Annotated in this window: 22 protein-coding genes, 1 tRNA gene and 1 pseudogene; 4 read left to right on the top strand and 20 right to left on the bottom strand. The window is 75.8% G+C overall.

Annotated elements, in window-relative coordinates:
• Positions 1-298: 298 nt before the first annotated feature.
• Positions 299-2,527 carry a right-handed parallel beta-helix repeat-containing protein gene (locus BKA21_RS15050; RefSeq protein ID WP_140459785.1) on the top strand — a complete coding sequence of 743 codons (2,229 nt, stop codon included), beginning with the start codon at positions 299-301 and terminating at the stop codon, positions 2,525-2,527.
• Positions 2,528-2,587: 60 nt separating this feature from the next.
• Here BKA21_RS15050 and pth read toward each other — a convergent pair whose 3' ends face one another.
• The 10 genes from pth to BKA21_RS15000 all read right to left on the bottom strand — a co-directional run bounded on the left by pth (position 2,588) and on the right by BKA21_RS15000 (position 12,973).
• Positions 2,588-3,208 (bottom strand): aminoacyl-tRNA hydrolase, encoded by a 621-nt coding sequence (pth, locus tag BKA21_RS15045; protein WP_140459784.1) that lies wholly within the window; start codon positions 3,206-3,208, stop codon positions 2,588-2,590.
• An 88-nt stretch (positions 3,209-3,296) separates the two neighbouring features.
• Positions 3,297-3,878 carry a 50S ribosomal protein L25/general stress protein Ctc gene (locus tag BKA21_RS15040; protein ID WP_140459956.1) on the bottom strand — a complete coding sequence of 194 codons (582 nt, stop codon included), beginning with the start codon at positions 3,876-3,878 and terminating at the stop codon, positions 3,297-3,299.
• A gap of 286 nt (positions 3,879-4,164) precedes the next feature.
• Entirely contained in the window at positions 4,165-4,800 is a 636-nt protein-coding gene (locus BKA21_RS15035; RefSeq protein WP_140459783.1) for an SIMPL domain-containing protein, read from the bottom strand.
• Position 4,801: 1 nt separating this feature from the next.
• Positions 4,802-5,785, bottom strand: a complete 984-nt coding sequence (locus tag BKA21_RS15030) for a ribose-phosphate diphosphokinase (protein ID WP_140459782.1) — start codon at positions 5,783-5,785, stop codon at positions 4,802-4,804.
• Positions 5,782-7,407 (bottom strand): bifunctional UDP-N-acetylglucosamine diphosphorylase/glucosamine-1-phosphate N-acetyltransferase GlmU, encoded by a 1,626-nt coding sequence (gene glmU, locus BKA21_RS15025; RefSeq protein ID WP_218887016.1) that lies wholly within the window; start codon positions 7,405-7,407, stop codon positions 5,782-5,784. The genes BKA21_RS15030 and glmU overlap by 4 nt, the downstream gene beginning before the upstream one ends.
• A gap of 199 nt (positions 7,408-7,606) precedes the next feature.
• Positions 7,607-9,136, bottom strand: coding sequence for a PQQ-binding-like beta-propeller repeat protein (locus tag BKA21_RS20260; RefSeq protein ID WP_140459780.1), 1,530 nt, complete (start codon positions 9,134-9,136; stop codon positions 7,607-7,609).
• 27 nt (positions 9,137-9,163) lie between these two features.
• Positions 9,164-10,645, bottom strand: coding sequence for a PQQ-binding-like beta-propeller repeat protein (locus tag BKA21_RS15015; RefSeq protein WP_140459779.1), 1,482 nt, complete (start codon positions 10,643-10,645; stop codon positions 9,164-9,166).
• 101 nt (positions 10,646-10,746) lie between these two features.
• Positions 10,747-12,315, bottom strand: a complete 1,569-nt coding sequence (locus tag BKA21_RS20255) for an outer membrane protein assembly factor BamB family protein (RefSeq protein ID WP_140459778.1) — start codon at positions 12,313-12,315, stop codon at positions 10,747-10,749.
• Between the two features lie 9 nt (positions 12,316-12,324).
• Positions 12,325-12,873 carry a GNAT family N-acetyltransferase gene (locus BKA21_RS15005; protein ID WP_140459777.1) on the bottom strand — a complete coding sequence of 183 codons (549 nt, stop codon included), beginning with the start codon at positions 12,871-12,873 and terminating at the stop codon, positions 12,325-12,327.
• Between the two features lie 28 nt (positions 12,874-12,901).
• A tRNA-Gln gene (locus tag BKA21_RS15000) sits at positions 12,902-12,973 on the bottom strand.
• A 145-nt stretch (positions 12,974-13,118) separates the two neighbouring features.
• Here BKA21_RS15000 and BKA21_RS14995 point away from each other — a divergent pair.
• Positions 13,119-13,760, top strand: coding sequence for a TetR/AcrR family transcriptional regulator (locus BKA21_RS14995; RefSeq protein ID WP_140459955.1), 642 nt, complete (start codon positions 13,119-13,121; stop codon positions 13,758-13,760).
• 9 nt (positions 13,761-13,769) lie between these two features.
• On the top strand, positions 13,770-14,291 hold the full coding sequence (locus BKA21_RS14990) for a MarR family winged helix-turn-helix transcriptional regulator (RefSeq protein WP_140459776.1): 522 nt from the start codon (positions 13,770-13,772) through the stop codon (positions 14,289-14,291).
• Between the two features lie 2 nt (positions 14,292-14,293).
• Here the strand turns inward: BKA21_RS14990 and BKA21_RS14985 are convergent, their stop codons facing one another.
• Positions 14,294-15,631: an ABC-F family ATP-binding cassette domain-containing protein gene (locus tag BKA21_RS14985; RefSeq protein ID WP_373308241.1), complete on the bottom strand. Its 1,338-nt coding sequence runs from the start codon at positions 15,629-15,631 to the stop codon at positions 14,294-14,296.
• Positions 15,625-16,090 (bottom strand): annotated as a pseudogene (locus BKA21_RS20370) (ATP-binding cassette domain-containing protein); the annotation flags it as partial. The pseudogene BKA21_RS20370 and the gene BKA21_RS14985, both read right to left, overlap by 7 nt.
• Positions 16,091-16,297: 207 nt before the next feature.
• Here BKA21_RS20370 and BKA21_RS14980 point away from each other — a divergent pair.
• On the top strand, positions 16,298-17,107 hold the full coding sequence (locus tag BKA21_RS14980; protein ID WP_140459774.1) for a carbonic anhydrase: 810 nt from the start codon (positions 16,298-16,300) through the stop codon (positions 17,105-17,107).
• A 95-nt stretch (positions 17,108-17,202) separates the two neighbouring features.
• Here BKA21_RS14980 and BKA21_RS14975 read toward each other — a convergent pair whose 3' ends face one another.
• The 8 genes from BKA21_RS14975 to BKA21_RS14940 form a co-directional block, all read right to left on the bottom strand.
• Positions 17,203-18,336, bottom strand: coding sequence for an ABC transporter permease (locus BKA21_RS14975; protein WP_140459773.1), 1,134 nt, complete (start codon positions 18,334-18,336; stop codon positions 17,203-17,205).
• Positions 18,333-19,268 carry an ABC transporter ATP-binding protein gene (locus BKA21_RS14970; protein WP_140459772.1) on the bottom strand — a complete coding sequence of 312 codons (936 nt, stop codon included), beginning with the start codon at positions 19,266-19,268 and terminating at the stop codon, positions 18,333-18,335. The genes BKA21_RS14975 and BKA21_RS14970 overlap by 4 nt, the downstream gene beginning before the upstream one ends.
• Positions 19,269-19,468: 200 nt before the next feature.
• On the bottom strand, positions 19,469-20,143 hold the full coding sequence (locus BKA21_RS14965) for a hypothetical protein (protein WP_140459771.1): 675 nt from the start codon (positions 20,141-20,143) through the stop codon (positions 19,469-19,471).
• Positions 20,144-20,310: 167 nt separating this feature from the next.
• Positions 20,311-21,018, bottom strand: coding sequence for a response regulator (locus BKA21_RS14960; protein ID WP_140459770.1), 708 nt, complete (start codon positions 21,016-21,018; stop codon positions 20,311-20,313).
• Positions 21,011-22,387: a sensor histidine kinase gene (locus BKA21_RS14955; RefSeq protein ID WP_239073001.1), complete on the bottom strand. Its 1,377-nt coding sequence runs from the start codon at positions 22,385-22,387 to the stop codon at positions 21,011-21,013. Before BKA21_RS14955 ends, BKA21_RS14960 begins: the two co-directional genes overlap by 8 nt.
• Positions 22,380-23,321: a 4-(cytidine 5'-diphospho)-2-C-methyl-D-erythritol kinase gene (locus BKA21_RS14950; protein ID WP_140459769.1), complete on the bottom strand. Its 942-nt coding sequence runs from the start codon at positions 23,319-23,321 to the stop codon at positions 22,380-22,382. Before BKA21_RS14950 ends, BKA21_RS14955 begins: the two co-directional genes overlap by 8 nt.
• Positions 23,318-24,244, bottom strand: a complete 927-nt coding sequence (gene rsmA, locus BKA21_RS14945) for a 16S rRNA (adenine(1518)-N(6)/adenine(1519)-N(6))-dimethyltransferase RsmA (RefSeq protein WP_140459768.1) — start codon at positions 24,242-24,244, stop codon at positions 23,318-23,320. Before rsmA ends, BKA21_RS14950 begins: the two co-directional genes overlap by 4 nt.
• Positions 24,245-24,329: 85 nt before the next feature.
• Positions 24,330-25,628 carry a resuscitation-promoting factor gene (locus BKA21_RS14940; protein ID WP_239073002.1) on the bottom strand — a complete coding sequence of 433 codons (1,299 nt, stop codon included), beginning with the start codon at positions 25,626-25,628 and terminating at the stop codon, positions 24,330-24,332.
• Positions 25,629-25,917: the final 289 nt, after the last annotated feature.

Here is a 25,917-nt window from a genome sequence, read left to right as displayed (position 1 = left end):
GTGCGCGGCGGGCGGCACCGCCGGCCGTCGATCTGTCTCACGATGCGGACAGGGTGAACGAGGGTCTTCCCGCAGGTCACGAACCGGTAACGGCGCGTCCAGGTGGCGTCCACGGCGACGGCGATAGGCCGAACGGGTGTTCCTTCCTATGCTCCAACCAGCGCGGCGAGCCCGGTCCTCCCCACGTGTCCACGACGCACCCGGGCTCCTCGGGCCCGGTGGCGCTCACACGCAGGACGCCTGCAGGCACCTCCGGATCGCCGCTCGACGCCCTGGCCCCCACCCTTGGAGACCGCCCGTGCGAGGACGACCCGCCACGACAGCCCGCCGCCCGCGACGCACGCGCCACGCCCACCGGTCCGGCACCCCCGGACGCCGGACCGCCGCCGCGCTCGCCACCACCGCCGGCCTCGTCGTCGCGCTCGTCGTCGCGGTGATCGCCCCCGCGTCGTCCACCCCCGCCCCCGCGTACCGTCCCCTCTCGCCCGCCCGGGTGCTGACCGGGACCACGCTCGAGGCGGGCGGCGCCGCCACCGTCACCCTGCCGTCGGTCCCCGCGGGCGCCACCACGGCCACGCTCCAGGTGACGACCGGCCAGACCACCGCGCGGAGCACGGCGGTCACGGTCTGCCCCGCCGACGAGGCCACGTGCTCCGGCCCGACGGCGCTCACCGTGCCCGCGGGCGAGCCGGGGTCCGCCACGGTGACCGTCCCCGTGTCGCAGGACCGCCCGACCGTCGTGGTGCGCACCAGCGCAGCCGCACGCGTGTTCGTCGACCTGCACGGCTACGGCGTCGACGCCACGCAGTCGCCCGCCGCGACGGACTCCCTCTACGTGCCCGTCGACCCGCGGCGTGCCGTCGAGACGACGCTGACGGGCCGCGGCGCGACGACCGTGACGATCCCCGGCGCGCCCGCGGGTGCCACCGCGGTCGCCGTCCGGCTCTCCTCGACCGCGGCGAGCAGCGAGACCTCGTACGTCGCGGTCTGCCCCGCCGACCAGGCCGCGGCGGGCTGCGCGACGACGTCGACGCTGAACCCCCTGCCCGGCCGTGCCCGCCAGGCCTCGACCGTCGTGCGCCTGTCCCCCGGTGCGCGCCTGCAGCTGTTCAACCTCCAGGGCACGCACGACGTCGCGCTCGACGTCGACGGCTTCTGGGTGCCCGCCGCCGCCGGGGCGACCGGCGGGACGCTCGAGACGCTCGACTCCCCCGAGACGCTCGCCGACACGGTCGTGCGCTCCGGCGCGAGCGCGACGCTCACGCTCGACGACGTGCCGACCGACGCGACGGCCGTGCAGGTGCGGCTGCGCGCGACGGGCGCCTGGCGGCCGACGACCGTCGCCGCCTGCCCGGGCTCCACGGCCTCCGACGGCTGCCGGGAGACGTCGTTCCTCGTCGCGTCGCCCGACGTGCCGGCGCACAACCAGGCGCTGATCCCGCTCGTGGGCGACGACCAGCACGAGATCACGCTGACGTCGTCGGCGGCGAGCGTGCGCCTGACGCCGGAGATCGTCGGCTGGGTCGTCGGCACGGGCGGTGCGACCGTCGCACCGCCGACGCGCACCGCGACCCCCACACCGACCCCCACCCGGACCGCCACGCCGACCCCGACGGCGAGCCCGAAGCCGACGGCGACCCCTACCGCGACGGCCACGCCGAAGCCCACGGCGAGCGCGACACCCACGCCGACGGCGAAGCCCACGCCCACCCCGACGCCCGCCCCCACGGCCGCCCCGGCGCCCGGCGCGGTCAAGCCCGGGCCGACGAACACGGGCGTCCCCGCCGGGACGAAGCTGACCGTGCACCAGGGCGACCTCACGCTCGGCACGCCCGGGCAGGTCGTCGAGGGCCTGGACGTGCGCGGGTTCGTCAAGGTCACGGCGCCCGGGGTGACGATCCGCAAGTCGATCGTCCGCGGCACGGCGACGACGATCCAGCGGTCCCTGGTCTCGACGTCCGCGGGCGCCAGCGTCACGGTCGAGGACAGCGAGCTGTACGCGCAGAGCCCCTCGGCGCACATCGACGGGTTCCGCGGCCAGGACATCACCGTCCGCCGCAGCAACATCCACCACGTCATCGACCACTTCCACCTCACGGGCGGCAACGTCACCGTGGAGTCCTCGTGGCTGCACGACAACCTGCACTACACGAACGACCCGCTGCAGGGCGGCACCCCGAGCCACGACGACAGCATCCAGATCCAGGTGGGGTCGAACATCCGGATCACCGGCAACACCATCGAGGACGCCACGAACAGCGGCATCCAGTTCACGCAGGACCGCGGCGTCGTCTCCGACGTCCGGATCACCAAGAACTGGCTCGACGGCGGCGGGTGCACGGTCAACCTGGCCGAGAAGGGCAAGGGCGCGTTCCAGGGCGTCGTCATCACCGACAACGTGTTCGGGCGCGACACCCGGGTCGCCAACTGCGCGATCATCGCCCCCAGCACCACGATGGCGGTCATGACCGCGGCGCGGAACACGTTCACCGACGGCACCGCGGTGAAGGTCTCGCGCGGGGACTGAGCCCGAGCACCTGAACGCGCCGCGGGCCCGTGACCGGTCGGTCACGGGCCCGCGGTCCCTCTACGCCTTGGTGTGGAACCGCAGCTGGGCGGCCTCGAGGCCCTCGAGCAGCACGGCCTCCACGGCGTCGGCCGCGCGGTCGAGCAGCCAGGGCAGGTCCTTCTTCTCGGTCGTCGAGAAGTCCTTGAGGACGAAGTCCGCCGGGTCCTGCCGCCCGGGCGGGCGGCCGACGCCGACGCGGACGCGGACGTAGTCCTTGGTGCCGAGCGCCTTGGTCGTGTCGCGCAGGCCGTTGTGCCCGCCCTCGCCGCCGCCACGCTTGAGGCGCACGTCCGCGAACGGGATGTCGAGCTCGTCGTGCACCAGCACCACGCGCTCGGGCGGCACGTCGTGGTAGCGCGCGAGGGCGGCCACCGGCCCGCCGGAGACGTTCATGTACGTGGTCGGCTTGGCCAGGACCACCCGGGGCCCGGGCACGCCGCCCGGCAGGGTGCCGAGCCGGGCGTCGGCGGTGGCGGCCTGCGGGCGCCGGCCCAGCAGCCCCCCGCCGCGGGTGCCGAACGCGACACCGCACCGGTGCGCGAGCTCGTCGAGCACCATCTGGCCGACGTTGTGCCGGTTGCCGGCGTACTGCGGGCCGGGGTTGCCGAGCCCGACGACCAGCCAGGGTCCGTCGCTCATCGATCCTCCGTCGGGTTGCGGGTGTGCTCACGACGACGCCCGGCACCGTGGGGACGGTACCGGGCGTCGGGGTCGTGCGAGGGGCGGATCAGGCCTCGGCGGCCGCGGCGGCCTCGGCGTCGGCGTCGACCGCGCCCTGCGGGATGCTGATCATGACGACCACGTGGTCGGGCTCGGTGACGAGCGTCGAGCCCTCGGGCAGCGTGATCTGACCGGCGGTGACGGAGTCGCCCGCGTCGAGGCCGTCGATCGAGACCTGGACCTCGGTGGGCAGCTGCGTGGCGTCGGCCTCGAGCACGAGCGTCTGGGTCTCGACGACGTGGATCGTGCCGGGCTTCGACTCGCCGACGATCGTGACGGGGATGTCGACGGAGACCTTCTCGCCCTTGGTGACGATGAGCAGGTCGATGTGCTCGATGATCTGGCGCACGACGTCGCGCTGGACGTCCTTGGTGATCGCGAGGGTCGTCGTGCCGTCGAGCTCGATGGCGAAGAGGGCGTTGGCCTGCTTCACGGCGAGCATCGTCTCGTGGCCCGGCAGCGCGACGTGCACCGGCTGCGTGCCGTGCCCGTAGAGGACCGCGGGGATCTGGTGCGCGCGGCGCAGACGGCGGGCGGCGCCCTTGCCGAACTCGGTGCGGGCGGTGGCGGTGAGCTTGATCTCGGACACGACGGACTCCTCGGAGATGACGGTGGGCGCCTGATGGCTGGCGCGCGGCGTGCTGGCGGACGGGTGGCCCCAGGGGGCGTCGGACACGACGGTCCGGTGGCCTCGACGCGGGACGCAGGACGGGCAGGGGCGCACGCGGAGGCACCACCCAGTCGATCACGGAGCCGGTGGGCGTCCCGGAGATGGTGCTTCCAGGTCGACCGTCCGTCGTCCCTCGCCGAGGCAACCTGGTCATGTTACCCGCTCCACGCCCCGGTCCCCAACCGCGGCCCGGGCGACCTGGGGCTCAGTCGGCCCAGGCCCAGCGCGCGGTCAGGGCGGCCCGCACCGCCTGCTCCCCCGGCTCGACCGGCATCGCGCCCGCGACCCGCGCGAACGCCGGTGCGGCGCCGCCCGACGGGTCGTCCTCGTGCACCCACAGCACGGGGCCGAGCCGGCGGCCGGCGAGGTGGGCGAGGTGCTCGGCGCTCGCCCGCGCGTCCTGCCACGCGAGCTCGCGGGCCTGCACCCGTGCCGGGCCCGGGTCGGCCACGACGAGTCGCAGCCCGCCCAGCCGGACCTCCTCGCCGCCCGCCGCGAGCGCCGCGGTGACGACGTCGCCCGCCGTCGGCACGTGCCGCAGCGTCACGACGAGACCGAGGTGCGCGACCACGCGCAGACGGTCCTCGACCTGCTCGGTCCACGTCGACGTGGTCCCGGTGCGCACATCGGCGTCGGGGACGCCCGCGGTGCGCAGCGCGGCCCGGACGGCGGCGAGCGCCGCCGTCGCGGACGACAGCGCCGACCCGACGTCGCCGGCGCGCGCCTCGGTCGCCAGGTCGGCGACCACGACGTCGGGCGTCACGTCCACCGCGCCCTCGCCGCGCACGGTCACCCCGCCGCGCGGACCGCGGTGCTCGCGGTGCTCGTCGGCGGGGTGCACGTCAGGCGTTCCCGTCGAAGAGGCTCGTGACGGAGCCGTCGTCGAAGACCTCACGGATCGCCCGGGCCAGCAGCGGCGCGATCGACAGGACCGTCAGCTGCGGGAAGCGGCGCTCCTCGGGGATCGGGAGGGTGTCGGTGATGATCACCTCACGGGCACCGCACGCCTGCAGCCGCTCGGCCGCCGGGTCGGACAGCACGCCGTGCGTCGCGGCGACGATGACGTCCTTCGCACCGGCCTCGAGCACGACCCGCACGGCGCCCGCGATCGTCCCGGCCGTGTCGATGAGGTCGTCGACGATCACGCAGGTGCGGCCCTCGACGTCGCCGACGACCCGGTTGGCGACGGCCTTGTTGGCGGTGCGGATGTCGCGGGTCTTGTGCACGAACGCCAGCGGGCAGTCGCCCAGCTTGGCGGCCCACTGCTCCGCGACACGGATGCGGCCGGCGTCCGGCGAGACGACCGCGACGTTCGACAGGTCGACGCGCGTGCGGACGTACTCCACGAGGATCGGCTGCGCCCACAGGTGGTCGACCGGTCCGTCGAAGTACCCCTGGGTCTGCGCGGCGTGCAGGTCGACGCTCATGAGCCGGTCGGCGCCGGCGGTGAGGAACAGGTCGGCCATGAGGCGGGCCGAGATGGGCTCGCGCCCGCGGTGCTTCTTGTCCTGGCGCGCGTACCCGTAGAACGGGGCGACGACCGTGATCGTCTTGGCGGACGCCCGCTTCAGCGCGTCGACCATGAGCAGCTGCTCCATGATCCACTGGTTGATCGGCGAGCCGTGCGACTGCAGGACGAACGCGTCCGCACCGCGCACCGACTCCCCGAAGCGCACGTAGATCTCGCCGTTCGCGAAGTCGTACGCGTCGGTCGGGACCAGCTCGACGCCCAGGTTCTCGGCGACCTCGACCGCGAGCTCGGGGTGCGCGCGCCCCGAGACGAGGACCAGCCGCTTGGCGCCGTCAGTGCTGATGATGCCGGTCATCGGGTGGTGTCCTCGCTCGTGGTACGCGCGCCGTCGGACGCGTCGGTGGGGTCGGGCAGCGCCTCGGGCTGCCCGGGCAGGTGCGGCGGCGGCGTGACGGGCGACGACGCGCGGGACGCGCGCTCCCGCTCGGCGCGGGCCTGCGGCGACAGGTCGCCGTCGGCGCGGGCCGCACGGGCACGGGCCGCGGCCTCGGCGGCCGGGGTGCCCGCCCGCGAGCGCTGCACCCAGCTCTCGATGGTGCGCTGCGAGCCGGCGCTGACCGCGAGCGCGCCCGGGGGCACGTCGCGGCGCACGACCGTGCCGGCGCCGGTGTAGGCGCCGTCGCCGACCTCGACGGGCGCGACGAACATGTTGTCCGCGCCGGTGCGGGCGTAGGACCCGATCACGGTGCGGTGCTTGTTCACGCCGTCGTAGTTGACCGTCACCGACGCGGCGCCGATGTTCGTGTGCTCGCCGATGGTGGCGTCGCCGACGTAGGACAGGTGCGGGATCTTCGAGCCCTCGCCGATCGTGGCGTTCTTGGTCTCGACGAACGTGCCGATCTTGCCGCGCTCGCCCAGGACGGTGCCGGGGCGCAGGTACGCGAACGGGCCGACGGTGGCGCCGGGGCCGACGACGGCGAGGTCGCCGTGGGTGCGCACGACGCGGGCACCGGCACCGACCTCGACGTCCGTGAGGGTGGTGTCGGGGCCGACGGTGGCGCCCTCGCCGACGCTCGTGGCGCCGTGCAGCTGCGTGCCGGGCAGCAGGGTGACGTCGCGCGCCAGGTCCACGTCGACGTCGACCCAGGTGGTGAGGGGGTCGACGACGGTGACGCCCTCGCGCATCCAGTCCTCGAGGATCCGGCGGTTGAGCTCGGCGCGCAGCGCGGCGAGCTGGACGCGGTCGTTGACGCCCTCGACGCTCAGGGGGTCGTCGGTGCGCAGCGCGCGCACGTGCCCGCCGTCGCCGCGGGCGATCGCGAGCACGTCGGTCAGGTACACCTCGCCCTGCGCGTTGTCCCGGTCGAGGCGGGCCAGGCCCGCGCGCAGCACGGCGGCGTCGAACACGTACACCGAGGTGTTGATCTCGGCGACGAGCCGCTGCTCGTCGGTCGCGTCCTTCTCCTCCACGACGCCCAGGACGTCGCCGGTGCCGGGCTCGCGCAGCACGCGGCCGTAGCCGGTGGGGTCGGGCACCTCGGTGGTCAGCACGGTGACGGCGTTGCCGTCCTCGGTGTGCGCGACGAGCAGCTCGGTGAGCGTGCCCGCGTCGAGCAGCGGGACGTCGCCGGCGAGCACGACGACCGCACCCTCGAGGAGCGCGTCGGCCGCGGACCCGCCGTGCGCGTCGTGGTCGGCCGCGGCGTCCGACGCGGCGTCGGCGACGGCGGCCTGCGCGGCCGCGTCGAGGGCCGACATCGCGACCTGCACGGCACGGCCGGTGCCCGGGACGTCGTCCTGGTCGACGAGCAGGGCCGCGGGGTCGACCTCGCCGACGTGCGCGGCGACGCGCTCGCGCTCGTGGCGCACCACGACGGCGACCCGCTCGGGCTCGAGGGCGCGCGCGGCGGCGAGCGCGTGCCCGACCATGCTGCGCCCGGCGAGCGTGTGCAGGACCTTGGGGGTCGCTGACCGCATGCGGGTGCCCTCACCTGCTGCGAGGACGATGACGGCGGCTGGGCGTGGGACGCTCACCAGTGGGTGCTCCTCGCGGTCTGCCCGCGCGACGGCGGGCCCGGCGGATCGTGCGTCCCGACTCTACCGCCGCACCTGCGGCCACCCGCGCGCCGCAGGTCCCCGGCGCGGCCCGGTGTGACGACGCCGACACCCGCCCGGCTCAGCCGAGGTCGACGGTCGACCCGTCCGTGCGGTCGCCGACGAGGTGCCCGTCGAGGCTGCGGACGCCCGCCACGCCGTCGAGGGTCGTGCGCCACAGCTCGCGGCCGTCGGCGAGGTCGAACGCGGCCAGGTCGACGCTCGGGTCCGTGTCGAGCACGCCGCCCAGGAGCAGCGCGCTCTCGTGCAGCAGGACGGCGCGTCCGTCGGTCGCGACGACCGTCGCGCCGTCCTCGACGTCGCGCGTCCACCGCACGGTCCCGGTGCGGGCGTCGATCCCGCGCAACGTGTCGCGGTCGAGGACGGCGAGGTGCCCGCCGACGACCACGGCGTCCCAGGCGTCGGCGTCGGCCGTGCGCCACCGGCGGGTGCCGTCGCGGTCGGAGGCGACCAGGTCGTGCCCCGCGGAGGTGAGCACGAGGTCGCCGAGCGACCCGTCGTCGACGGACGGGGTGAGCATCTGCCCGTCGACCTCGACCTGCTGCTCGGGGCTCCACAGCAGGGTGCCGCCGGCGGCGCCGAACGCGAGCACGTCGACGTCGTCACCGGGCGCCCCGCCGATCCACCCGGTGACCGCGGACCCGTCGGGCTCGCGGAGCACGGCCCCGTCGTCCGCGGCGAGCACGGTGACCGCGACGACGCCGTCGACCACCACGTACCGCGACGACGTGCGCAGCGCGGGGGACCCGGTGAACCCGTGCTCGGCGCCCGGCACGGGCACGGGGGTGCTCCACCGCTCGTCCCAGGTCACGGGGTCGCGCGCGGTGACGACGTCGACCGGCGTCGCGCCGCCGGGGTGCCGGACCACCTCGACGACCAGGGTGTCGGTCGCCGCGAGGGTGCGGGGCGCCGGGAGGTCGAGGTCCCGCTCGCGGACGACGCGCCCGTCGGCGACGGCGACGACCAGCACCCGCGCCCAGGTCTGCACGTGCTCCTCGCCGGAGTCCCTCCACCGGGTCGCCGCGTCGCCGGTCAGGCAGGTGACCGTGGCGGGGTCGCCGGGCGTGGGCAGGCAGGACGGGTGCTCCGCCCACCAGCCGTCGCCGCGCGCGGACCCGTCGGGCAGCACGCGGGACCAGACCACCGTGTCGCCGTCGAGGCCGACCAGCGTGGTCCGTGACGAGGACACGCCCAGCACCTCCGCCGACGCCGAGGACCGCAGCGCGACCCGCAGGCCGTCCGCGCCGTGCGCGGTCACGTCGAGGTCGACCGAGCCCGCACCCGTGCTGCCCGCCGCGACCGGCTCGACCGGGCCCGGGGCGACGGAGAGGTCGGCCACGACGCCCGACAGCCCCACGAGCGCGGCGAGCCGGTCCCGCTCCCGGGCGTCGACGACCGCCTGCGCACCGACGAGGCCGAGCAGCACGGCGGCGACGACACCGAGCGCGACGACCTGCGCGCGGGTGGGCCGCGGCGGGCTGGCCCGCCCGGCGCCTGCCGCTCCCCCGGGGTCCGCACCGGGGCGGGGGCCGGTGGGCGCGGCGGGGTCCTCCTCGTCGAGCGCGACCTCGAGCCGCTGCTTCGCACCCACAGCGACGACCGTAGCGCCCGCCGCGCGTCACCCGAGCGGGACCGGCGTCCCGTCGTCCCGCTGCCCCACGAGGCGACCGTCGGCGACGCTCACCCAGGTGATGTCGTCGACCGTGGTGCGCCAGAGCTCGTGGCCGTCCGTCAGGCCGACGGCCGTGAGGGGGACCTCGCCCTGCCCGCCGAACCCTTCCTGCACCACGACGACGCGCCCGTCGGTCGCGACGATGCTCATGTCCGTGCGTGCGGTGTGCTCCCAGAGCGCGCCGCCCGTGCGGCCGTCGACCGCGTGCAGCGTCGTGTCGTCGTCGACGAGAACCCGCCCGTCGACGACCATCACGCTCCACCCCGTGACCCCCGCGGCCGTCCACCGGGGCGTCCCGTCGCGGTCCCAGGCCCGCAGGTCGGCGCCGTCGGTGGTGAGGACGACGTCCCCCAGCGACCCGTCGTCGAGGTGGACGCCCAGCACGTCGCCCGGGAAGACGGTCATCCCGTCCGCGGTCCAGAGCTCGGTCTCCTGCACGCGGCGCTGACCGTCCGCCGGCTGGGCGGACAGGGCGAGGGCCACGACGTCCTCCTGGGCGCGGTCCATCACCCACCCGCTGACGGCCACCCCGTCGGCGGCGCGCAGCACGGAGCCGTCGACCGCGGCGAGCAGGGTCGCGCCCTGGCCGGCGTCCACCGCGACGAGGTCGGGCACCGTCTCGGTGAACACCTGGGTGCTGTAACCCGCCGGGCGGGCGCCCGTCGGCACGCGCGTGCGCCACAGGACGTCCCAGGTGGCGGGGTCGTGCGCCGTGACGACGACGGGCGACGCGTCACCACCCCCCTCCCGCTCGGCCAGCACGATCCGGTCACCGGCTTCGCCCAGCGTGCGGGAGAGGTTCGGCTCGAGGACGTGCTCGTGGACCACCCGACCGTCGGCGAGCGCGACGACGAGCACGACCGCCGAGGTCTGCGGGACGTCCTCGTGCTGGTCGGCCCACCATTCCCCGCCGTCGCCGACCAGGCAGGTCGCCGTGGTCTCGTCGCCCGGGGTGACGGTGCACTGCGGCGGGTAGGGGTTCCAGCCGTCGGCGGGCGGGTCGACCGTGCGCAGCGGGACCGACCAGACCACGTCACCGTCACGCACGCCGTCGAGCGTGATCGCGTCGCCGCCCGTGCGCCGCACGACCGACGGGAGGCCGTCCCGCTCGGGCCGGAGCACCTGGTACTCCCACCCGGGCAGCCGCTCGTCGAGCTCCCCGGCGACGACGCGCGGCGGGGCGCTCAGGTCCGTGACCACAGCGGGCAGGCCCGCGAGGTCGGCGATCCGGGCGCGCCCACGCGCGTCGAGCACGAGCTGCGCCCCGCCGAGCGCGAGCAGCACGGCACCGGCCGCGGCGAGCACCCGCACCTGCACCCGCGTCAGCCGCCACCTGCGGGCGGCCGCCGCGTCCGCGGGCAGCGGACCGACGCTCTCCGGCCCGTCGACGTCCTCGAGCTCGACCTCGAGCCGCTGCTTCGCCCCCATGCCCGTCGACGGTAGCGGGCGGCCGGTCACCGAGGGCGGGGTTCACGGGCCCGTCGCAGGATCGGACGAGGCCGGTGGTGGGCGGTCAGACCCGGGCACCGCTACCGCACGGGTCGCCCGTCGGCGCCGAACGTGACCGACGCCCCGTCGGGCGCGTACGCGACGAGCCGCCCGGCGACGACGTCCAGCCAGCCGATGCCCGGCAGGGTCGTGCGCCACGCCTCGTCGCCGTCGGCGAGGTCGACCGCCACGAGCTCCGTCGTCGTGTCGTCGGACACCTGGCTGCTGGCCCAGCCGGACTGCTGCAGCAGGACCCGGCGACCGTCCGTCAGGGCGAGCGTCATGCCCTCGTCGACGGGGACCTCCCACAGCGCACGCCCCGACTCTCCGTCCACGCACCGCAGCGTGGCGTCGTCCAGCACGACGACGCGCCCGCCGACGACCATCCCGGTCCACCCCTCGGCGCCCGTCGCCCGCCATCGCTCGGTGCCGTCCCGGTCCGAGCCGAGCAGGTCACCGTCGACCGTGGTCAGCACGAGACCGTCCAGGGAGCCGTCGTCGACGCCCACCGGCAGGACCTCGCCCTCGAGCTCGACCTCACCGGCCGGGGACCACAGGATCGTGCCCGCGCCGGTGCCGAGCACGAGCAGCTCGGCGTCGCCCGGGCGGCCCGGGGCCGCGAGCGCCCCGTCGAGGTCGGCGCCGTCGGGGGCCCGGAGGACCGCACCGTCCACGGTCGACAGGACCGTCACCTCGGACGTGCCCAGCACCGCGACCGCGTCGGGGGTGAGCACCAGCTCGGGCTCGCCGGCGTACCCCTCGATCTCGTCGGGGACCGGCACCCGTGCGGCCCACCGCTCGGCACCCGTCGCGGCGTCGAAGGCCGTGACCACGTCGACCAGGTCCCCGTCGTCGCCGTCGGGCACCCGGGTGCCGCCGACGAGCACGTCGCCAGCACCCTGCAGGCGGGTCGGCGCCGGCAGGTCGAGGTCCCGCTCGTACGGGGTCGACCCGTCCACGACGTCGATGGCGAGGAGCCGGGCCCACGTCCGGGGGCGGTCCGTCCCGTCGCCGTCCAGGGACACCGCACCGTCACCGGTCAGGCACGTGACGATCGAGGCGTCGTCGGGCGTCCGCACGCACGACGGCTGGAACGGCGCCCACGCGGCGGCGTCCTCGGTGGGAGGATCGCCCGCCGCCCACAGGACGAAGGTCCACCCGGTCGAGCCGTCGGGGTCGTCGCCGTCGAGGCGCACGACGTCCCGCGACGTGCGGAGGACGACCCGCGGCCGGGTCCCGTCGGCGGCGACCAGCTCCTGCTCGACGGCCGGCTCGCCGGTGCGGCGCAGGTCCTCCGGCGTGAACCGGGGCGGGGCGCCGAGGTCGGTGACGACGCCCGGCAGACCCGCCAGGTCGGCGAGCCGGGCCCGCGCGCGGTGGTCGACGACGAGCTGCGCGCCGACGAGGCCCAGGGCGAGCGCGACGACGGCCGCGGCGCCGAGCACGTGCGCACGGCGGGGCCTCCACCGACCGCCACGCCCCGGCCTCACGACCGCATCCGGCGGCGCGCCCCGGTCGTCGGGGTCGTCGTCCTCGGGCTCGCTCTCGCCAGGGTCGCCGTCGTCCGGGCCCTCGTCGAGCTCGACCTCGTGCCGCTGCTTCGCCCCCACCCCTCGACGCTAGCGCCCGGTGCGCGCGGCGTCCGGCCGTTCGTGGGCGAGCTGGGCGTACAGGTAGGCGTCGTGCCACACCGGGTCGCCGTGCTCGTCGTCGGCGAAGCTCGCGGCCTCGCGCTCGTGGCCCTCACGGCGCATGCCGACGCGCTCCAGCAGCCGCCACGACCGGTCGTTGCGCGGGTCGCAGCGGGCCGTCAGCCGGCGGGCGCCGTCGTGCACGAGGGCGTCGAGCAGCGCGTCGACGGCCTCCGTGGCGTACCCGCGTCCGCCGTGCCCGGGGGCGAAGACGTACCCGACGGTCCACGTGCGCCACGCCTGCGGCTCGACCCGCGCGGCGTAGAGGTGCCCGACGAGCGTCCCTCCGGTCAGGCGCACGGCCACGAACCGCGGGTCGGTGACCCGGCGGAGCGCCTCGGCGTCGCACTCGGCGCGCGACAGCGGCCCGTACGGCTCGAACCGCACGACGTCGGAGCGTCCGAGGTACCCGTGCAGGGCGGCACCGTCGTCGGGCGAGAACGGGCCGAGCTCGAGCCGGGGCGTGGTCAGCTGCACGCGACGGACGCTACGCCGCGGCGGGTCGCTCCGCCCCCAGGATTCGAACCCGGACCTCGAGGCACCAAAGGCCTGTGTGCTGCCGTTACACCAGGGCGGACCGGCGCACCAGTCTGCCAGGACCGGCGCCCCGCACGGGCGTCGTGCCGCTGCGCAGCCCGGTGGCCGACGTCCCCCGCCGGCGGGGTCCCGCACGGCACAATGTCCGGATGTCCTCGGAGAGCAAGCGCGCGCCACGGTCGCGGATGACGGGCACCCAGCGGCGCGAGCAGCTGCTCGACGTGTCGCGGCGGCTGTTCGCCGAGAAGGGCTTCGACACCACGAGCGTCGAGGAGATCGCGTCCCGCGCCGGGGTGTCCAAGCCCGTGGTGTACGAGCACTTCGGCGGCAAGGAGGGCGTCTACGCGGTCGTCGTCGACCGGGAGATCCAGGCGCTGACCGGGGCCCTCACGGGGGCGCTCGAGGCGGGCGGCCACCCCAAGGTCATGGTCGAGCGGTCCGCTCTCGCGCTCCTGTCGTACATCGAGGCGTCCGAGGACGGGTTCCGCATCCTCGTGCGCGACTCCCCCGTCGCGCAGGCCACCGGCACGTTCTCCAGCCTGATCGGCGACGTCGCCACGCAGGTGGAGCACCTGCTGGGCAACCAGTTCAAGAAGCAGGGCCTCGACCCGCGCACCGCGCCGATCTACGCGCAGATGCTCGTGGGCATGGTCGCGCTCACCGGGCAGTGGTGGCTCGACGCGCGCAGCCCCAAGAAGCAGGAGGTCGCCGCGCACCTGGTGAACCTCGCGTGGAACGGCCTGTCCGCGATCGAGCGGCGCCCGTCGCTCGACCCCGACGGCGAGCGCCACGCACGGCGGTCGAGCAGGTCTGTCGACGACGAGTAACCTCAGCCCATGGCGGAGACCGACGTGGGCCGCCCGCCCCGGGACGAGGTCGACCGCATCGTCGTCGCGTGGCAGCGGGAGCGGCCCGACCTGGACGTGCGACCCCTCACCGTGCTCTCGCGCGTGAGCCGGCTGGCCCGGCACCTGGACCTGGCCCGCCGCAGCGCGTTCGCCCGGCACGGGCTGGAGACGTGGGAGTTCGACGTGCTCTCGGCGCTGCGCCGCGCCGGTGCGCCGTACCGCCTGTCCCCCGGTGCGCTGCTCACGCAGACCCTCGTCACGTCGGGCACGATGACGAACCGGATCGACCGGCTCGTCGAGCACGGCCTCGTCGAGCGCCAGCCGTCCCCGGACGACCGTCGCGGCGTGCTGGTCCAGCTCACCGCGCTCGGCCTGACGCGGGTCGACCAGGCGTTCGCCGACCTGCTCGACGTCGAGCGCGCGCTGCTCGGCGACCTGACGCCGGAGGACCGCGAGCGCCTCGCGGACCTGCTCCGCGAGGTGCTCACCCCGTTCGACGACGCCCGCTGACCTCAGCCGGCTGTCTCGGCGGCCTCGAGCCAGGCGGCCTCGAGCTCGTCGCGCTCGGCGGCCAGGGCGCGCAGCTCGGCGTCGAGGGCCGTGACCGCGGCGTGGTCGGTGGCCTGCGCGGCCATCCGGTCGTGCAGGCCGGCCTCCAGCGCGGCGATCTTCTCCAGGCGCCGCTCGATGCGGGCGACCTCCTTGCGGGCGGCACGGACCTCCGCCGCGCTCGGCCCGTCCGTCGGCGGCGCGACCGGCACGGGCGCCGCCGCGGACCCGACCTGGGCCATCGCCGTGGGGGCCGTGGTCGCGCGCAGCGCCAGGTACTCCTCGACGCCGCCGGGCAGGTCGCGCAGGGCGCCGTCGCCGAGCAGCGCGACCTGGCGGTCGCAGACGCGCTCGAGCAGGTACCGGTCGTGGGAGACGACGACGAGCGTGCCGGGCCAGCCGTCGAGGAGGTCCTCGACCGCGGCGAGGGTGTCGGTGTCGAGGTCGTTGGTCGGCTCGTCGAGGAGCAGCACGTTGGGCTCGCCGACGAGCAGACGCAGCAGCTGCAGGCGGCGCCGCTCGCCGCCGGACAGGTCGCGCACGAGGGTGCGGGAGCGCTCACGGGTGAACCCGAGGCGCTCGACGAGCTGGGCGGCGGTGAGCTCCTTGCCGCCGATGACGATGGTGCCGCGCTCGCGCTCGACGGCCGCGACGACGTGCAGGTCGGCGACCTCGTCGAGGTCCTCGACGTCCTGGCGCAGCTCGGCCACGCGCACGGTCTTGCCACGGCGGACCCGGCCCGTGGTGGGGGTGGCGCGGCCGGTGAGCAGGCGCAGCAGCGTGGACTTGCCGGCGCCGTTGACGCCGACGAGCCCGTACCGGTCGCCGGGGCCCAGGCGCCAGGTGACGTCCTGGAGCAGGCTGCGCCCGTCGGGCAGCGTGTAGGTGACGTCCTCGAGGTCGAGCACGTCCTTGCCGAGCCGGGCCGTGGCGGTGCGCGCGAGCTCGAGGCTGTCGCGCGGCGGCGGCTCGTCGGCGATCAGGGCCGCGGCGGCGTCGAGCCGGAACCGGGGCTTGGAGGTGCGGGCGGGGGCGCCGCGGCGCAGCCACGCGAGCTCCTTGCGCAGCAGGTTCTGGCGCTTGGCCTCGGTGGTGGCGGCGTGCTGGGCGCGCTCGGCGCGGGCCAGGACGTAGGCGGCGTACCCGCCCTCGTACTGGTCGACGACGCCGTCGTGGACCTCCCAGGTACGCGTGCAGACCGCGTCGAGGAACCACCGGTCGTGGGTGACGACGACGAGCGCGCCGGACGAGCGCGCGTACCGCTCGACGAGGTAGCCGGCCAGCCAGGCGACGCCCTCCACGTCGAGGTGGTTGGTGGGCTCGTCGAGCACGAGCACCTCGTCGTCGCGGACCAGCAGGGCCGCGAGCGCGACGCGGCGGCGCTGGCCGCCGGACAGGGTGGCGAGGTCGGCGTCGAGCTCGACGTCGGCGAGCAGGCCGGCGTGCACGGCGCGCACGCGGGCGTCCGACGCCCACTCGTGCGCGTCGGCGGAGCCGTGCACGGCGTCGAGGACGGTGCCGCTGCCGAGCTCGTCGCGCTGGTCGAGGAGGGCGACGCGGGTGCCGCCGGCGCGGGTGACGCGGCCGTCGTCGGGCGGCTGCACACCGGCCAGGACGCGCAGGAGCGTGGACTTGCCGGCGCCGTTGGGGCCGACGACGCCGATCCGCTGGCCGTCGTCGACGCCGAGGCTGACGTGGTCGAGGAGTGTGCGGGTGCCGAGCGTGAGGTGGACGCGGTCAGCGCCGAGGAGGTGGGCCATCGGCGGTCAGCCTGCCAGGTGCGGGGGCCGGACGCGAAGCGCGCCCGCGCGGGGCCCGCTCTGCGGCGGGGCCGGTCGCGCACCGCGGACCGGACGACACATGGGACGAAAGGTGTGAGTTGCCCCAGGAAACTGTGATGGGATGCCGGTCGCACCCGACGACGCCGCCAGGTGCTCCCACCTCCGGTCCACCCAGGGAGCCCCCTCATGTCCCGTCCCCGTCCCCTCGTCCTCGTGCTCACCGCGGGCGTGCTCGCCCTGACGGGCTGCACCACCGCCGGTCCGACGCAGCCCACGGCCGAGGCGTCGACCGCGGCCGCCGCGGCCGGCACGGAGCACGTCGAGTTCACGTACGCCGGCGCGGAGGGCCCCGAGCACTGGGGCGAGCTGGCCGACGACTTCGCGACCTGCGCCGACGGCACCGCCCAGTCCCCGATCGACCTGACCGACGCCACCGCGATCCAGGTGCCCGACCTGGCGCTCGACTACGGCACCGCCGGCGTGGTGCTGACCGACAACGGCCACACCGTGCAGGCCGACGAGGAGCCCGGCGCGGCGGCGCTGACGGTGGACGGGCACGTGTACGAGCTCGCGCAGTTCCACCTGCACGAGCCCGCCGAGCACACGGTCGACGGCACCACGTACGACGCCGAGCTGCACCTGGTGCACAAGGACGCCGACGGTGCGGTCGCCGTGGTCGGCGTGCTGCTCACCGTGGGCGCGGAGAACGAGGCCCTGGCCCCGTACTTCGACGCGCTGCCCACGCAGGTCGGCAGCACGGCCGAGGTGCCCGCGCTGGACCTCGCGGCGGTGCTCCCGACGGACCGCTCCTCCTACCGGTACAGCGGCTCGCTGACGACGCCGCCGTGCACCGAGGGCGTCAGCTGGTTCGTGCTGGCCACGCCCGTCGAGGTGTCCGCCGACCAGCTCGCGGCGTTCCGCTCCGTGATCGAGCCGAACAACCGGCCGGTGCAGGACGGCCACGGCCGCGACCTGGTGCTCGACGCGACCGACTGACGCTCCCCCGCACGGTCCTGCACGCGACGACGGGCTGCCGCACCCCTCCCGGTGCGGCAGCCCGTCGCGTCGTGCACCCTGCGACCCGTCAGGGGTCAGGCGTCGCCGCGGGCCGCGAGGGCCTCGCGGACGCCGACGCGCCCGCCCATCCGCAGCACCGACCGCTCGTACATGCGGGCGGCCACGGCGATCACGCCCAGCGTGGCGAGCACCAGCACCGCGAGCGCCACGATCGGCTCCCACCAGGCGGCGTCGCCGAGGAACAGCCGCACGGGCATGCCCACCGGCGCGGTGAACGGCACGAACGACATGATCCGCAGCACGAGGTCGTTGTCGTTGAAGAAGACGACGAGGAAGTACGGCAGCATCGTCAGCCAGATCGCCGGCTGCAGCACCGCCCCGGTGTCCTCGACCCGCGAGACCAGGGACGCGCTGGCCGCGAAGATCGCCGCGAGCAGCACGAACCCGACCGCGAAGAACAGCACGAACCAGGCCATCGGCGCCCCGACGAGCGTCAGCAGGTCGTCCTGGCCGGTGACCACGAGCCCGATGACGGACATCGCGACGATCGCCGCGGTCTGCGCCAGGGCGAGCGCGCTGTTGCCGAGGATCTTGCCCGCGAGCAGCGCCCGCGCCGGGACCGCGGAGAGCAGGATCTCCACGATGCGGGTCTGCTTCTCGGTGACGGTGTTCTGCGCGATCGTCGAGCCGAACCCGATGGCCGACATCATGAACACCAGGCCGAACGCGAACGTGATGAGGTACCGCATCCCGCCCTCAGCCGCGGCCGGGTCGAGCAGCTCGACCTCCGGGGTCACGGTGAGGGCGCCCATGACGGCGTCGGGTGCGGAGTCCAGGGCGAGCACCGCCACGCCCAGCGGCTCAGGGCCGGGCACGACCGCGGCGTCGACGTCGCCGGAGCGCACCGCCTCCTCGGCGGCCTGCCGGTCGGCGACCTCGGTGACGTCGAGCCCCTCGACGCCCGCGAGGGACGACGCGACCGACGCCACGACGGCGACGGGGGCGTCGTCGGTGTCCCGGCCCGACAGGACCGCGGACACGACGATCGCGACGAGGATGCCCACGAGCAGCACCGCGGTGGAGATGAGGAACGACTTGCTGCGCACCTGCGAGGTGATCTCGCGCTCGGCGACCAGCAGCGCCGCGCGGGCGCTGGACGGCGGACGGGGTGCGGTGCGGGCCTGCGCGGCCGGCTCGGGCGTGCTCATCGGGCCACCTCCACGGGGGTGCCGGTCGCGGCGGCGACGTCGGCAGGAACGGTCGTCTCGTCGGCGATGACCTCGCGGAAGATCTCCGCGAGCGTCGGACGGACAGGGGCGAAGGTGCGCACGGGGCCTGCGGCCAGGGCGACGCGCAGCACCTCCTGCGCGGTCGCGGCGTCGGCCTCGAACGTCGCCGCGCCACCGGCGAGCTCGTCGACCCGCACACCGGGCCGGTCGCGCAGCCAGCCGAGGTCGCCGTCGACGACGAGCTCGTGCCGCTCCGTGCCGTGCGCGCGGCGCAGCTCCTCGCGCGGGCCCGCCGCGCGGACCTTCCCGCCGGCGATGATGACGAGGTCGTCGCACAGCCGCTCGACGACGTCGAGCTGGTGCGAGGAGAACAGCACGGGCACGCCCTGCGCCGCCCGCTCCGACAGCACGCCCTGCACGACCTCGACGGCCATCGGGTCGAGCCCGGAGAACGGCTCGTCGAGCACGAGCACCTCGGGGTCGTGGACCAGGGCCGCGGCGACCTGCGCGCGCTGCTGGTTGCCCAGCGACAGGTTCTCCACCGGGTCGTCGGCCCGCTCGGCCAGGCCGAGGCGGTCGATCAGCGCGTGCGCCTTGCCCGACGCGACGTGCTTGTCGAACCCGTGCAGCCGCGCCAGGTAAGTCAGGTGCTCGGCGAGCTTCATCTTCGGGTACAGGCCCCGCTCCTCGGGCATGTACCCGAACCGCGACGCGTCCACCGGCCGCCCGTCGAACGTCACGGTCCCCGAGTGCGCGGCCAGCACACCCAGGATGATCCGCATCGTCGTGGTCTTGCCGGCGCCGTTGCCCCCGACGAACCCGGTCAGCCGCCCCCGGCCGACCGTGAAGCTCACGTCGTCGAGCACGCGCCGGTCGCCGAACGAGCGCCCGATCCCTCGCAGCTCGAGCATCGAGCCACCTCCTCCACCGCTGGTGCCGACCCCGTGCCGGCACACCACGACGCTAGGCGGGCACCCCACCCCGGCACCTCGGGCCCGGGACGGAACCTCACCCTCCGCCGCGCGGCCGAGCCGCCCTCGCCCTCATCCCCGCGACCGAGGCCACGGCCCCGGCAGCACCCGCCAGGTCGGTCACGAGGCGTGCGTGCAGGTCAGCCGGCGTCGCGCTCGGCGAGGTACTCGTCGCACGGCACCCGGTTCTCCACCGGGCACATCACCAGGACCGTGCGGGTGCGCTCGCGGTAGACCCGCCCGCCGGACTCGTACTCAACGGTGAACCCGTCGAGGAACCCGATCCCGGCCTCCACGCTCGGCACCTCGATCGGGATCATCACCTCGAGGGCGTCGCGGCTCCCGGCCGGCAGCGTCGCCCCGGCGACCGGCTCGAGCCGCAGCCCGGGGAAGTCCCGGGGCGGCCAGCCGGGCTCGACCACGATCATCCCGGACCCGAGCGCCTCGAACCGGTCAGGCCCCGCGATCATCGGCTCCCCCAGCGCCCTGACGGGCGGTTCGCCGACGTCGAGGGTCACCTCGCGCAGCACGAGGTCGTGCTCCGGGCTCGAGTGGACGAGCACCTGCAGCCCCCACGTGACCGTCGACCCGGCCGGGCGGCTGTCGATCACGACACCCGTCTCGCCGCCGGCGTCGAGCGGCCCGTCCGACCCGGGGACCGCCGCACGCCACGAGAACACGCCCACGAGCCCGACGGGCACGACGAGCAGAGCGGCCAGCGTGGCCACCGCCGACCGGGAGCGGCCGTCACCCCGCTCGTCGGAGGCCGCCTGCTCCGGCCCGATCCACCCCTCGGACGCACTCCCCCTGGTCATGGCGCTATCGGAGCGCCCCCGACGCGTCCCGGTCAACGCCGCGCGGCGCGTCGTGACGACGCGCCGTCAGCGACCGAGGAGCACGCTCGCGAACCCGTCGGACCGCCACCTCGTCGGTCCGGACTCAGCGCACCGGACGAGCAGAGCATGCCGGGGCCCGGGCGAGCTCAACCCACGACGCCGTGCTCGTGGGCCCAGACGACGGCCTGGACGCGGTCGCGCAGGCCGAGCTTGGCCAGGACGGCGGAGACGTGGGTCTTGACGGTGGCGCGGCTGACGACGAGCTCGGCGGCGATCTCGTCGTTGCTCAGGCCCCGGGCCACCAGGCCGAGGACCTCCGCCTCGCGCTCGGTCAGCGGGGTGAGCGGTCCCGGCGACGAGGGCCGGGCGACCGGGGCGGACGACGGGGCGGTGGCCGCGCGCTCGGCGAGGGCGCGCTCGATGACGGTGCGGGTGACCTCGGGGGCGAGCAGGGCGTCGCCCGCGGCGGCGCTGAGCACGGCCTCGGTGAGCTGCTCGGGGCGGGACGTCTTGAGCAGGTAGCCCACGGCACCGGCCTGGAGGGCCTCCAGGAGGTAGTCCTCGCGGTTGAACGTCGTCAGGACGACGACGGCGGCGTCGACGGCCGGGTCGGCGACGATGCGGCGCGTGGCCTCCAGGCCGTCCATGTCGGGCATCTGCACGTCCATGCAGACCACGTCGGGGCGGGTGGTGCGCACGAGGTCGACGGCCTCGGCGCCCGTGCCGGCCTCGCCGACCACCTCGATGCGCGGGTGCGCCGACAGGATCGTGCCGATCCCCGCGCGCAGCAGCGCCTGGTCGTCGGCCAGGACGACACGGACCGTGCCCGCCGCCCCTCGGTCTGCGTCAGCCATCGTTCCCCTCGTCCGTCCGTCCCGCGCGCAGCGGCAGCCGCGCACGCACCACGAAGCCGCCGCGGCGCAGCGGCCCTGCCTCGAACGTGCCGCCGTCGGCGGCCACGCGCTCGCGCATGCCCACCAGGCCCATGCCGGTCGACGGCACCAGACCCTGACGGCGGCCGGACCCGCCGTCGTCGGACACCTCGAGCTCGACGGCGCCCGCGAGCCACCGCACCCGCACGTCGACGCGCGCCCCGGCACCGGCGTGCTTGCGCGCGTTGGTCAGCGCCTCCTGGGCGATCCGGTAGAGGTTGAGCGACGCGAGCGGCGCCAGACGGGCCGGGTCGCCCACGACCTCGTGGTGCACGTCCAGCCCCGCGTCGCGGGCCGTGCGCACGAGGTCGTCGATCCGGTCCAGACCGAGGGACCCCAGGGCCCGGGTCGCGTCGGCGTCACCGTCCAGGGCGGTGCCGTCGCCGCCGTCGCGGAGCATGCCGAGGATCCCGTGCAGCTCGTGCACGGCCTCGCGGGCGGCGTCCTCGACGTGCCCGAGGGCGTCCGCGGCGCGGCCCGCGTCCGACGTGAGGAGCATCCGCGCGGCGGCGGCCTGCACGCCCATCAGGGAGACGTGGTGGGCCACCGCGTCGTGCAGCTCGCGGGCCAGGCGCAGCCGCTCCAGCGCGACCGCCTGCGCCTCGGCGCGCACCCGCTCGACCTGCAGCAGCCGGGTGCGCCACGCCGTGCGGGCGCGCTCGCGGGACGAGACCCACGCGTGCTCGCCGAACCACCAGGCACCGCCGAAGTACAGGACGTTGGTCAGCAGCTGCAGCAGCATGTACGCGGCGAAGGGCGAGAACGCCCCGGCCCGGCTCAGCTCGTCGTCCACGTCGGGGTCGGTCGACGCCTGGTAGATCGTGACGAGCAGCCACACGAACATGCCGAGCACGACCACGCCGCGCACCCACGCCGCGCGTGAGCGCGACGTCTCCCACGCACCGACCGTGTACACGGCCATGAACAGGGCGATGTTGGAGACCAGGGTCTCGGGCACCAGGAGCGCCTGGGCCACGCCGAAGACCACGGCGACGACGAGCGCCACCGCCGACGGGTAGCGGCGCCGCAGCGCCAGCGGCAGCGTCGTGGCCGCGAGCAGCAGCACCGACAGCCACCCCGCGGCCGGCTCCTCGTAGAACCCCGACGTGCGCAGCAGCACCATCGACAGCACGGCACCCACGAACAGGCAGCCGGCACCCAGGGCGTCCCACCGCAGCCCGTCCGCGGTCGGGCCCGGCCGCTCCCAGCCCGCGACGTCCGGGTCCTCGGCCAGCACCTGCGTGAGGTTGGTGCGCACCGGCCCGACGAGAGCGGTCGACGCCTCAGTCACCGTGCTGGACCACCCGGGCACCGGCCACCGGGCCCGTGGCCGTCAGGACGCGGTCCGCGACACCGGCGGCCGTGAACGCCGCCGCCAGGGCCGTCGCGTGCTGCCGGCTGCGCGCCAGCGCCGCGACGGTGGGGCCCGAGCCGGACACCACGACGCCCAGCGCCCCGGCGTCCTGCGCCACCGCGAGCGGCTCCGCGAGGGCCGGGTCGAGCTCCAGTGCCGCGGTCTGCAGGTCGTTGTGCAGCGCCTTGCCCAGCGCGACCGCGTCGCCCGCGAGCAGCGCCTGCATCAGCGGGACGTCGTCGCGCTCGGTCGGGTGCGGCGCGGTGTCGCCGTGCAGGTCGTCGTACGCCGCGTAGACGGCCGCCGTCGACAGGCCACGGTCCTGGACGGCGAACGCCCAGTGGAACTCGCCCCGGGCCAGCGCCGGGGTCAGCAGGTGCCCGCGGCCCTGCCCGACGGCGGTGTGCCCGAGCAGCGCGAACGGCACGTCCGACCCCAGCGCCGCCGCGAGCTCGTGCAGGTCGTCCCGCGACAGGCCCGTGCCCCACAGCGCGTCGCACGCCACCAGCGCGGCCGCGGCGTCCGCGGACCCGCCGGCCATGCCGCCCGCCACCGGCACGCCCTTGACCAGCTCGAGGTGCACGCCGTCGTCGACGCCCGCGCGCTCGGCCACGAGCCGCGCCGCGCGGACCGCGAGGTTCGAGGAGTCCGTCGGCACCAGCTCGGCCTGCGGGCCGCTCGCGGTCACCACGATCTCGTCGGCGGGCCGCGCCACGACCTCCTCGTGCACCGACACGGCCTGGAACACCGTGATCAGCGGGTGGTACCCGTCGTCCTGCACCGGCCCGACGCGCAGCGAGAGGTTGACCTTGCCGGGCGCGCGCACGCGCACCAGCCGCTCGGGCACGTCGTCGACTCCGCTCCAGGTCACGGGGCCACTGTGCCAGGTCGGGCGGCCACGAGCCGCTCGGCGATGGCCGCGAAGCCGTCCACGTCGACCTGCTCGCCGCGCGTCTGCGGGTCCAGCCCGGCGGCCAGCACGGCCTCCTGCGCGGCCGTCGACGACCCCGCGAGCTGGGCCAGCGCGGACCGCAGCATCTTGCGCCGCTGGGAGAACGCCGCGTCGACCACGGCGAACACGTCCTCCCGGGCCGCGGTGGTGCTCGGCGGCTCGCGGCGGTCCAGCCGCACGAGCGCGGAGTCGACGTTCGGCGCGGGCCAGAACACCGCCCGGCCCACGGTGGCCGTGCGCCGCGCGGCGGCGTACCAGGCGACCTTGGCCGACGGCACGCCGTACGTGCGGCTGCCCGGCGGCGCGGCGAGCCGGTCGGCGACCTCCGCCTGGACCATGACGAGGCCGCGCTCCAGGCTGGCGAACCGCTCGAGGAACGTCAGCAGCACCGGCACCGACACGTTGTACGGCAGGTTCGCGACGAGCGCGGTCGGCTGCGGGTCGGGCAGCGCCCGCACGTCGAGGGCGTCGGCGAGCACCACGGTCAGACGCACGCGCCCGTCGCCGTCGCGCAGCACCACGCGCTCGCGGTCCGCGTCGTCGACGACGAGGCCGGGCACGTGCGCCGCGACCGTGCCGGGCAGCAGACGCGCGAGCACGGGGTCGATCTCGACGGCCGTGACGTCGGCGTCGGCCTCGAGCAGCCCGAGCGTCAGCGACCCGAGGCCGGGACCGACCTCGACGACGCTCTCCCCCGCCCGCACGTCGGCCTGGCGGACGATCTTGCGCACGGTGCCGGCGTCGAGCACGAAGTTCTGCCCGAGGGTCTTGGTGGGGCGCACGCCCGCCCGCTCGGCGAGCGCCCGGATCTCCGACGGGCCGAGCAGGGTGGTGGTCGCCATGCCGCCGAGCCTAACGAGCAGCGGCCCGCCGGACCGACGAGGGTCCGGCGGGCCGCGTCACGCAGGTGCGTGCGTCAGGCGTCGCTCAGCTGAACAGGCGCGGGCCGCAGTGCGGCCACTGCCCGGCGCCGGAGCGGTTGTAGAGCATCTTCGCGCGGGCGGTCTGCTCCTCCGCTGAGGCCGCCGAGGGCAGGCCGGCGCCGCCGACGCTCTGCCACGTCGCCACCGAGAACTGGTACAGCCCGTGGTACCGGCCGGACGCCGAGACGACGTCGACCCGGCCGCCGGACTCGCACTGGGCGAGCGCGGCCCAGTTGAGGGAGTCCGCGCTGCCGCCGGGGGCGACCGGCGTGGAAGTGGCGGCGCCCGACGACGCGGACGCGGCGGGCGCGGCGGCCGGTGCCGGGGCGGGCGCGACGGGGCGCACCTTGGTGCCGACCGCGACGACCTCCTCGACGGGCTCGCGCGTGACGTCGTCCGAGACCGTCTCGCGCTCGGTCACCTTGCCGTTGACAGTGGTGACGCGCTCGACCAGCGTGCGCACACCCGCCTGGCCCTCCTGGGCCACGGCGCGGGTGCCGACGTAGCGGCCGGCGTCCTCCTGCTCGCGGGACGTGAAGGCCACCTCGTGCTCGGTGGTGACGTTCTCCACGGCGACGCGGCTGACGACGACCTGCACCGTGCCGTCGTCCGCGTGCCGCACGGCGACGCGGTCGAGGGGGCCGAGCTCGACGCCGAGCTCGCCCAGCACGCTCGCGACCGTGGCGTCGGCCTCGGGCACCGCGTGGGTCTCGCCGTCGACGAGCACCTCCGCCGCCCCGGTCAGCGCGAGCTCCAGCGGCAGCTCCGCCCGGCCGCCGGCGGCGGACCGGGACGCGACGAGCGCGACGCGGTCCGAGCGGGTGGCGAGGGTCTCGAGGGCCTCGTCGGCCGTCAGCGCGGTCGTCCAGACGACCTGCTCCTCGCCGTCGAGGCGCACGGTCACCGCCTGCGCGTGGCGCACGACGAGCTCGCTGCCGTCCTGGAGCGACCCCGTCGCCGAGACGGTGTCGCGGGCGCCGACGACGACGCCCTCGGCCTCGAGGAGGCCCTCGACGGACCCGGCGAAGGTCTGCACGGTGCGCAGCTCGCCGTCGACGTCGAGCTCGACCGTCTTGTGCGCGTGGGCGTAGGCGGCGGTGCCGCCGGCCAGCACGGGCACGAGCGCGGCGGCGGTGATCCACGGCCAGCGGCGGCGGCGGCGGGTGGACGCGCCGGACGGTGCGCCGTCGAGAGCGTGCTCGACGGCGGGACCCGGCTCCGGTCCGGACGAGGGGTCGGGGCGGTGCGGCTGCTCGCCGGCTCCGCCGTGCTGCGGACCGAGGGGACGGGTCGTGAAGGTCACGGTGCTCCTGGCGTCGTGCAACCCGGGCACGGGGAGCGGTGCGCCTGTGCGGCACCCGGTGCGGCGCTGACGCGCTCGACGGGGTCGGACGACCCCCCACCGGTCCCGGATCCCCGATCCGGCCGTCGTGGTGACGCCCGCGAGCGCCTCCGTCGTCGAGATCGACCACGCGGCTCGCGGGTCAATAGCGACACGCGACCGTAACGGAATCGTGACCCTGGTGCCAACCCCCGCCGGACGAGAGACGCGTCACGCAGGCGCGACAGGAAGCCCGTGGGGTGGTCCGCCG

The sequence above is a fragment of the Cellulomonas oligotrophica genome, assembly GCF_013409875.1.
In the GTDB taxonomy this organism is placed as follows: domain Bacteria; phylum Actinomycetota; class Actinomycetes; order Actinomycetales; family Cellulomonadaceae; genus Cellulomonas; species Cellulomonas oligotrophica.
Note: the sequence above shows the minus strand (reverse complement) of the source record. Positions and strands in the feature narration are given on the sequence as shown.